The following is a 9126-nucleotide window of genomic DNA, read 5'->3' on the forward strand; positions in this document are numbered from 1 at the left end:
GGAGGATATGGGGAGAAAAGGTGCCAATGGAGGATGGTTGGATTGTGCAATGCGTCAAAATTGGAATGGGGGAATGGAGGGCGTTGGGGGAAAAGGGCTGATGGCAATGAATAGGCTGATGATAGGTTTGTAATAGGCTTGTATAGGCTTTAATGGGGCGGTTGATCGGAAGTTTGTTGTTTTCTGTAAATTTTTAAAATCGTAAAAGCGTGAAACTGTAAAATGGTGTGTGGTTGCTCAAGAGCCGTGAGGGTTGTGAGAGGGGGATAAGCCCGTGTGAGAAGGGTTAGAAAAACGTTTGGTTTTGGAGCTGTTGATATAGGCATGCTGTTTAGAGGCGTAAGGGAGGGGGATTGTTCGTTCTCAAAGCCTATGATGTAAGAGAGTATGGGCTATTCAAGAGGGTGTTCGGGTATGGATAGAGATTGAAGGGGCACTGCTTTTTTGCAAAGCCATAGGTGTTGCTCATAAGTTTTGTTTATTCATATGGTTTTTTATGGCATCCAGTACCTGTTGGCTTATCTCCTTATGGGTCAGCCATCGTAAACCTTTGGGCGTTGTTTTTTGTCCTAATTGAATGGGGATAAAATCAACCTTGTTTTTGCGCGCGCACTCGAGGATCATTTGATCATGCATGTTGGAACCAAAAATATGAAGAATACATGGCGGTTTAGGCAAAAGAGCCAACTGCTCAATTAATGCGCAAGAAAATGCATAGGCGGGCGAATGAATCCATAATATGCAATATTTTAGATCATGCCATTGCTTCACAGCTTCTAAAAATTGCGCCTTTGATGCCGCACAATCATAATCCAACGACACGCACAACTGTTTGTTGTGCAATGCCTCAAGCTGGACTTTATGGGAAAGAAAGCGTGCAGCAATAATCACTTCTTGCGGCTTTAGTGATTGATACAAAGGGGCAAGCATCCCTGTGCCCCCTACCACTAAATAACGATAGTGCGCATCCTTTTTTTTCATGCCCCCTCCCTTATTACTTTAAATCCCACCTCTTTGCTTTAAAAATGTGTACATTTCATCAGCAAGTCTTTCACAACGTGTTTGTACCTCTTCACTTGTAACTTTCCAAGTACGACCTTCATCATCTGAGGAAAAATCTTCGTTGGAAGAGGCGATTTGACATTGGAGTGTATAACCATAAAGCGTGTGCACCACCGGAACTAAATGTTCACACGGTTGTGCGCATTTTTTGGCCGTACTCCCATGAGAGATAAGCCCAACAGGTTTATTTAAAAAGGCATTATAGCTCAAATTATCAAGAGCATTTTTTAAAACACCCGAATAAGACCCTTGATAAACGGGGCTTGCTAGAATAACGCCATCAGCCGCTGCAATGGTTTTTACAAACTCACGGACCGCAGCACTTGGATTAGCCTCTACCTGCTGATGATAATCTGGATCTGTCATCGGCAAGGGCTGTTCACGCAAATCAACCCAATGAAGTGATGCACCCCGCTTTATGAGGCAATCCGCTAAATAATTGGCTAAAGTTCTTGTTAAGGAAGGTTGACGCACAGACCCCAAAATAATTGCTATATTCAACAGGATTCTCCTTTATCTTTTCCCCACAAGCCTATAACGCAAGGCTTATAAAGAAGTGTGAGTAAAATGGCGCGTATCAATGCTGTTTATAAAGAGCAATTGTGCTGATATCGCATAGTTATAGAATCAATCCATGCTAACAAGATTGTTGACAAAACAACACCTCAAATTTGCAAGGGAATGTTAGTGCTTTCATTAATATTAAAATGCTTGATCTCAAGAATTGCGGCTGTCTCTCTGTCTTAGAAGCGCTTTGATGAATATATTCTGAGCTATTGGCTTGCAAGATCCCCAATGAAAAATGGAATATATCGTCATATTTTGAATGATCATTGATCCTTTTAATTGGAATAAGAAAGTTGTAAGATTTTCTCATTTCAAATGCTCTTATTGCGCGATTATTTGCAAATCAATGGAAGTTCCTTTTTTCATGTCTTAAGTGGGGGGCGGAAAACAATTGAGAAAAGAATAAAAATGCTTCTGTCTTTTCAAGGGATAAAGGCTATCGTAGAGGCTAGATATGGCTGTTGTAGGGGATAGCGGTATGGCTTGTCGTAGAAGGGGTGGTGGGTATGGCTGTTGCAGGGGGCGCGAGTATGGCTGTTGTAGGGGGCAGAGCGGTATGGCTGTTGTAGGGGCAGAGCGGTATGGCTGTTGTAGGGGGCAGAGCGGTATGGCTGTTGTAGGGGGCAGAGCGGTATGGCTGTTGTAGGGGGCAGAGCGGTATGGCTGTTTGTAGGGTGCGGGCGGGTATGGCTGTTGTAGGGGCGCGCGCGCCTAGGGTAAATGGGTAATCGTAGAGGAACGAGTATGGCTTGTCGCAAGGGGAGGGTAAGGCTATTGTAGAGACCGCAGGGGGCGTATATGAATGGTGCCGGATTACATTTTTTATTGAAACAATAGGGGTGATAGAGTTTATAGTAAGGGGATATATTCATGGGAGCGCTATTGTTATCCCCTTCATGGGGGCTGTTTATGAAATGGGGGTGATGCGCGGTGGTTTGCAAGTGTTGAGAGATGTTTCTTTAAAACAAGCACGTGAATTGGCAAAAGTATTGGCAACATGAATATGCAATACGAGTGTTCTTTGGGTATTCTGTTTGACGACAATGGACGCAATGGTGCTTTGAGAGATTATGCGTGTCCTTATAAAGTTAGGGACAAACAGTTGTATAAAAAGGAAGAGCAAATGAAGGGGGAAAATTCCACATTTTATAACAAACGGTGCTCTCTTTTTTTTGGAAAATCATTTCGTTCCTATAAAGATCATATTATTATTTTTCTTATTTCTATCCTTATTGGGATAGGTCATAAAGCTCTTTTGATCCCATTAGAATCCAAGTGGTCGTTGAGTGTATCGCAGGATAGCACTCTTTTGGCGCTCTTTGTGCTGCGTGAAGTCATCATGGTTGTTGTTGTTGCCTTGATACCTGTTTTATTGGTGCTTTATCTCATCTTAACGTATTTGTTGAAAAAAAAGATTCAGCAGTTAGAAGGGGCTATCCAGCAACGGGGTCACACAATCGATCAACAAAATAATCCAGTAAAAAACAATAGAGAAAAAATAAGCTGTTTTTTTATCGTATACTTTTGGTTGATATTTCTGCTAAACGTCTTTTTTCCTGCGGGTGTTGTCATGCTCATTTTAGAATTTTACTATTTTGTTTTCAAGCAGGTGAGAACGTATCGTAAAGTGAGACGGGCATTAAAACGCGTAAGATAAAGAGAGTGACAAGGCGCTTTTGTAGCTATCGTGAGGGGTAAGAGGCAATGTTTAGAAGCTCTCGTGACACAGAGAAGAGGGGAGGATGAATGGTTGGAAAATCATCAGGCAAAGAGGAGAGCTTATTTTCGGTTGTAATGAGGAGGCTGCTCTTAATCATTTGGAAGAGCAACCGCGCTTTTAGAAAATCAGGGCTGTTTGTTGAAAACAAGGAAAGCGCCATGCATCGCACTTTTCGTGGTTCTTAAAAGAGTGGGCATGAGATAAAAAAATGCGTTTTTCATAAAAAAAGGAAGAGCAATGAAGGGGAAAAATTCAGCATTTTATAATGGACTGCGCCATTTTTTCGAAAAAAGTATTTTTTCTATGCGAGAGCGTGTTGTCATTTGTTTTCTCTCACTCATTATTGAGCTATGGAACAGGATTTTCTTTCTTGAGCTGTGGAACAGGATTCTCTCTCTCTCATCCTTGGATAGCAAAGAGTACAACATTTTCTCTCTTGAGTTATGGAACAGGATTTTCTTTCTCCTATCCTTGGGTAGCAATGGAGAACGGACAGGGTGGTGGGATACACCTCTTTTTCTCTCTCTGTATGCGTTTTGGAAAGTTATTATAGTGTGTGTTTTGGTCTTGTTCCCAGTTATGTTGATACTCGGCATCATATTGTGGTTTTTGTTGGTAAAAAATATTCGGAAATTGAAAGGAATAAACCAGCAACGGGGTAAAATAACCGATCAAAAGGATCGATATAAAGAAAGTGTGAACTGGAAAATGGACGATATTCTTGTCATGATATTTGTTTTCGTGCTTATGTGCGTGACATTGGTGGTTGCTTTTACTCCCATGATGATTTTAGAACTTTATTATGGTGTCTTTAAGCAGGTGAGAAAGTATCGTAGAATGAGACGGGTATTAAAACGCGTAAGATAAAGAGAGTGACAAGGCGCTTTTGTAGCTATCGTGAGGGGTAAGAGGCAATGTTTAGAAGCTCTCGTGACACAAGAAGAGGGGAGGATGAATGGTTGGAAAATCATCAGACAAAGAAGAGAGCCTATTTTCGTTTGTAATGAGGAGGATGCTCTTAATCATTGGGAAGAGTAACCGCGCTTTTAGAAAGTTGGGGGGGGTTATTAAAAATAAGGAAAGCGCCATGCATCGCACTTTTCGTGGTTCTTAAAAAAGCGGGCATGAGATAAAGAAATGCATTTTTCATAAAAAAAGGAAGAGCAATGAAGGGGAAAAAGTCAGAATTTTATTCAGCATTTTATAATGAACTACGCTATTTTTTTGGGAAAGATTATTTTTCTGTGCGAGAGCATGTTGTCATTTGGTTCCTCTCGCTCATTATTGAGTTGTGCAACAGGATTTTCTTTCTCTCATCTTTGGGTAGCCAAGAGAACTTGACAGGGTGGCAGGATACACCTCTTTTTCTCTCTCTGTATGCGTTTTGGAAAGTTATTACAGTGTGTGTTTGGGTCTTGTTCCCAGTTCTGTACATACTCTTCATAACATTGTGGCTTTTGTTGAGAAAAAATACTCAAAAATTGAAAGAAATAAACCAGCAACGGGGTAAAATAACAGATCAAAAGGATTGGTATAAAAAAGGCGATAGAGAAAAATGGACGATATTCTTGTTACAATATTCGGTCTCGTGCTTCTGTTCGTGACACTGTGGGTTGCTTGTATTCCTATGATGATTTTACAACTTTATTATGGTGTCTTTAAGCAGGTGAGAACGTATCGCTGTTTAAGAAAAGAACTGAAAAACGTCTTGCAAGAACAGGATACAGCGTTTGAGAAGTCATGAGAGGGAAAAAATAATGAAGAAATTATGAGAGATTCAGCCTTTATAGGGATTGCTCTCTATACCATTTTGCCTCTGATATGTTTTGGTGCTCTTTCATGGGTTGTCCGTAAACATTTCTCTAAGGAGCAGTGTTGAGGGTGGCATTGAGTGAAAGAAAAGCCGATTATGGATTAGTATTGATTTAAGGGAATAAGAGCCCTTGGGGTTTAGAGCCTAGAGTGAGTGCTTGGGACTTACTTTATCGTTTGAGGCGTGAGGAAGGAACGGTTTTGCTTGTAGGGGCGCGCGGTATATGGGTTGTTTTCGTATTTTTATGAGCCTTGTTCATTCAAGCTTTGAAATGAATTCTATTGAAGTGGGGTTGCAGGGTGATTTTCTTGAAAATAAGAGAATTTTTGGGAAGAAAAAGCTGAATTGTGACTATTGTTTACAGATTGGCGTGGTTTGAAAATCTTTATTGTTTGCAATGTGAGGAAGGTAAGAGGGTAGCAAGGTACCACGAATATTATCATTTTTATTATGACGCAAACCATAATGGTCTGTGTACTTTTCTTTATTCCGGTGGTATTTGGGTTTTGCATCATCATAATGCGTAAATTGGAAAAAAATCCAGAAACGAGAAGAGGCAATCTCTGTGTGATAGCAAATAAGCTCTCTGTCGCACGGGTCTTTTCAAAGAGAGAGGGGAATACATGAAGGAGCAAAATTGGGCATCAGAGCAAGAAACGCATAAAGGAGTGCATTCTTTTTCGCTCCAGCAAGCGTTGCTTTCAGCAAAGGATTATAAAATTATCTTTGCTATTGCGGTTCTCATTATCATGTGGAAAATGGTTCTAGAAATACCAGGTGTATTGAATTGGCAGCTGACAGGGTGGCAATATGTTGTGCATGCCGTTCTCTTTAAAACAACGGACATCATAACGGTTTGTGTTATTATTTTTATTCCGGTTATGTTATGGCTTCGCACCAAAGTGACGGGTGAGTTGCGAAAAAATATTCAGAAACTAGAAGAAGCAATCTCGGTGCGAGAGCACATAAGCTCTCTGTCGCACGGGCTTTTTTAAAGACTGAGAGGGGAAAAATGAACAGTGATCCTATAGCCGTATTTCTATTAGATCCCGGATTCTGGGTGATGATTGTTATTTGCATGATCATTATCATGCTTGTTTTAGCTCTTTATATCTCTGTCTTCAAACGGATGAAAATGAATTTCCAAGTGAAAGGCGAGCTGGAAAGAGTGCTTAAAGAAAATGATCTTGCAACGCAGCAGTTTTGGAAAGATGAAGCCGTGGTGCAGAAGAGGCGTTTGCAACTAAAGGAAAAAGAGTTCTCTGCCGATTATGATGATGATGAAATTCTCACGATAGAAAGTGCAACAGGGCTTTTAAAAAGCTTGGGATGGTCGGTGGAAATCGAGGGAAAGGGAGATTATTTGGCAACCCTCTTTTTACCAGATCGCGAAGTGCAGTTTCTTTATAACGAGAAACGAGTGGAAGAGTTTTCGCCCTTTGATCGCGGACTTTTAATTATGAGCGGTATTTTTGCGGCGGCTTGTCAGACGATTAATCCTCATAATTCTGGGGTTGTGCCAACGGTATTTATGAATTTTGTACCCAATGGATTGGAAATTTTTGAAGAAAAAGTGAGCGTCCAGCTTTTAAAGAAAGCACTCGATAAAACTTTAAAATGGACAATGGAAGATGATTCTTTGCATGAAATGTTTCGCTCTCAATATGGTATTCCCCCTTGGGAAAAAGACTCTTTATCTTGGGCACCGGATGATGACATAGAGTTCGCACCTTATGCTTTGCTGCATCTTGCTGCTCTTGCCTTACTTGGCGATGTTGAGACTTTAGCTTCTTATGACGAAAGTTTTACGGCAGGGGAGAAGCTTGGCTTTGATGAAACCATTGAAAAAGTCCATTTGGAACGCGCTTTAGCGATAGCTCAAGAAGTGAAAAGGGAAGGAAAGTTCAGTTACGATCTGCTGGAACGGGTTGCTGAGAAGTGGTCTATAGCCATGGACTATCAGCTTTTCAGAGTGAGATCCCCTAATACGTGTAATCAAAAACGCGCTTTTCATAAAAAATTAGTCGAGGAGAAAAAACAAGAATTAAGGGAACAAGGATTTGATGTGAGTGATGAACAGTTCGTGTTTGAAGCAGAGGGGGTAAAACATGCTCCTGATATTACTTATATTAAAGATGGTGAACCTGCATTTATGGATATAAAAATTGATTAGTGTTGTACTCTCCTGTTGAAGGAAAGCACCCTTATTTAAAAGATGTGAAAGCGCCATGATTGAGACGCTTTCACACCTTTCTTACCAGAGCCAAATAAAGGGCTCGAAAAATCAAGAATAATAGCCAAGATTTTAAAAAATAGACTGGAAATAGCTTGATCCTCAAGAATAGGGGGAAAAATCAATTATAAATTCTACTCTCTTCTTTAAGACTGTTCTGTTGTTTTGTTAGAAAATGCTCATAAATTATCGCTTATTCAAGTGCCTTATTCAAGCGGTATGAGGAAAAGGTCCATTGACTAAAGCGCTATGGGGGAGCTTTAAGGGTTAGAGCCTTTGTCATTTGAGGGGAGAGGAAGGCAAAAATGGCATTTTTGAGCAGTGTTAGGGTCTTTTTCCTTTGAGGTGTTTTTTGTCTTTAAGCTGTTCTTGCCAATGAAGCAGCGCTTGTTAAGCTGCAACAACGTTTCAGTATGGTGATCTTGATACAAAAATTTATATGGTATTTTTGTGTTTTTCAGTCTGCTTCATGGAGATCTGTAAGCCAATCCGATGATGTAGGGGATGCATGGTCATTTTCTTGAAACAGAGGAACTTTTGGGAAGAACAAGAAGAATAAAAGGATTGCGTATTCTCATTGATTAAAGCGCTATGGGGGAGCTTTAAGGGTTAGAGCCTATGGGGGAGCTTTAAGGGTTAGAGCCTTTAAGGGTTAGAGCCGTTAGAGCCTTTAAGGGTTAGAGCCTTTGTCATTTGAGGGGAGAGGAAGGCAAAAAATGGCATTTTTGAAGGCTGTGATATTTGGCCAATAAAAATAAAAACACAATAAAAATTAAACTAAAACAAAGGAAAAATTAAACTAAAAAAGGCCCCATTTAAAAAGGGCCTTTTTATTTAAGTTTTACAATATATACAAAATGTATATAACTTTACTTTAAGAACTTTTTGTAGCTTATACTCTAGTAGAAACAAGTTGTATGAAATATATAATAATTGATCCTAAAAAACTAGCTATTGCATTCAATAAACTTTTTCCTTTCTCGTATATATCGTTTATTGATGCTTGTTCTGATGCGCTTCTATTACTGACTCTCAGTATATTCAATGTATCCGATGTGTCCCTTACTTGTTTAACAAACTGTAAATTTGTTTTCTCAATAGTATAAGGTGCAACAATAGGAGAGGGCTGTTTATTGACTATACGATCAGATTTTTGAATCGCGAGAGCTAAACCACTTGTGATAGCCCCCGCTATGAAAAAATATCTGATATTCATAGTTTTTCTCCTATATTTATTTCGATAAATAAATATCGATACGTATCATATATAAATTCGATTTAAATAACTATAGTAAAAATACAACAATCACAAAAAAGAATAAACTTTGTCTATATTTTGACAAAATTTACCCTTAATTGCCTTAATGAATTCTTTTAGATTCGATTTTATGAAGGCGTAAAAAGGTTTGAAAGCTCTGTAGGCAAGTGGAATCCCATAAGATGGGTGATACGGCAGTCGCTAGAAAACTTCCTTTTGTGCCTTTGACCAAGGATTCATAAAAATGAGGGTTCATAAAAATGAGATGCGATGAAAATTGAGTAAAACCCTTGAAGGGAAGGATTCACTCTATTGAAGGCGGAGTGAATCCTCTTATGGATCGGATACTGCCTTATGAGGGTTTGGCAGTTTCCGTTGAGGGGAAGGATGCACTCTTTTTGAGGGCTAGAGTGCATCCTCTTATGGATTGGATACTGCTTCATGAGGGTTCGGCAGTATCTGTTGAGGGGAAG

At 39.8% G+C, this 9126-nt stretch carries 13 protein-coding genes; 9 read left to right on the top strand and 4 right to left on the bottom strand.

Annotation, left to right across the window (positions count from 1 at the left end; genetic code table 11):
• Nucleotides 1–149: 149 nt before the first annotated feature.
• The 3 genes from ACFILA_RS08290 to ACFILA_RS08300 all read right to left on the bottom strand — a co-directional run bounded on the left by ACFILA_RS08290 (nt 150) and on the right by ACFILA_RS08300 (nt 1563).
• Nucleotides 150–326: a hypothetical protein gene (locus tag ACFILA_RS08290; protein WP_375660984.1), complete on the bottom strand. Its 177-nt coding sequence runs from the start codon at nt 324–326 to the stop codon at nt 150–152.
• Nucleotides 327–465: 139 nt separating this feature from the next.
• Nucleotides 466–981, bottom strand: a complete 516-nt coding sequence (locus ACFILA_RS08295; RefSeq protein ID WP_375637680.1) for a short-chain dehydrogenase — start codon at nt 979–981, stop codon at nt 466–468.
• 18 nt (nt 982–999) lie between these two features.
• The gene (locus ACFILA_RS08300) at nt 1000–1563 is read right to left on the bottom strand and encodes an NADPH-dependent FMN reductase (RefSeq protein WP_375631439.1); all 564 of its coding nucleotides are present in this window, start codon (nt 1561–1563) and stop codon (nt 1000–1002) included.
• Between the two features lie 520 nt (nt 1564–2083).
• Between ACFILA_RS08300 and ACFILA_RS08305 the strand changes: the two genes are divergently transcribed.
• From ACFILA_RS08305 to ACFILA_RS08345, 9 genes are all read left to right on the top strand, one after another.
• Nucleotides 2084–2275, top strand: coding sequence for a hypothetical protein (locus tag ACFILA_RS08305; protein WP_375660985.1), 192 nt, complete (start codon nt 2084–2086; stop codon nt 2273–2275).
• Between the two features lie 103 nt (nt 2276–2378).
• Nucleotides 2379–2630: a hypothetical protein gene (locus ACFILA_RS08310; RefSeq protein ID WP_375660986.1), complete on the top strand. Its 252-nt coding sequence runs from the start codon at nt 2379–2381 to the stop codon at nt 2628–2630.
• Complete coding sequence (locus tag ACFILA_RS08315) at nt 2627–3286, top strand: hypothetical protein (protein ID WP_375660987.1); 660 nt, start codon at nt 2627–2629, stop codon at nt 3284–3286. The genes ACFILA_RS08310 and ACFILA_RS08315 overlap by 4 nt, the downstream gene beginning before the upstream one ends.
• Nucleotides 3287–3375: 89 nt before the next feature.
• Entirely contained in the window at nt 3376–3534 is a 159-nt protein-coding gene (locus tag ACFILA_RS08320) for a hypothetical protein (protein WP_375660988.1), read from the top strand.
• A 511-nt stretch (nt 3535–4045) separates the two neighbouring features.
• Nucleotides 4046–4216, top strand: coding sequence for a hypothetical protein (locus tag ACFILA_RS08325; RefSeq protein ID WP_375660989.1), 171 nt, complete (start codon nt 4046–4048; stop codon nt 4214–4216).
• Between the two features lie 88 nt (nt 4217–4304).
• Nucleotides 4305–4463: a hypothetical protein gene (locus tag ACFILA_RS08330; protein WP_375660990.1), complete on the top strand. Its 159-nt coding sequence runs from the start codon at nt 4305–4307 to the stop codon at nt 4461–4463.
• Between the two features lie 441 nt (nt 4464–4904).
• Nucleotides 4905–5093, top strand: coding sequence for a hypothetical protein (locus ACFILA_RS08335; RefSeq protein ID WP_375660991.1), 189 nt, complete (start codon nt 4905–4907; stop codon nt 5091–5093).
• A gap of 692 nt (nt 5094–5785) precedes the next feature.
• Complete coding sequence (locus tag ACFILA_RS08340; protein WP_375660992.1) at nt 5786–6157, top strand: hypothetical protein; 372 nt, start codon at nt 5786–5788, stop codon at nt 6155–6157.
• Nucleotides 6158–6174: 17 nt separating this feature from the next.
• Nucleotides 6175–7335: a DUF6990 domain-containing protein gene (locus tag ACFILA_RS08345; RefSeq protein WP_375660993.1), complete on the top strand. Its 1161-nt coding sequence runs from the start codon at nt 6175–6177 to the stop codon at nt 7333–7335.
• Nucleotides 7336–8287: 952 nt separating this feature from the next.
• Here ACFILA_RS08345 and ACFILA_RS08350 read toward each other — a convergent pair.
• A complete protein-coding gene (locus tag ACFILA_RS08350) occupies nt 8288–8611 on the bottom strand; it encodes a hypothetical protein (protein WP_273790865.1) in 324 nt (107 codons plus the stop codon).
• Nucleotides 8612–9126 lie beyond the last annotated feature (515 nt).

It is taken from the genome of Bartonella sp. CL71SXKL, assembly GCF_042194935.1.
Classification (GTDB): domain Bacteria; phylum Pseudomonadota; class Alphaproteobacteria; order Rhizobiales; family Rhizobiaceae; genus Bartonella.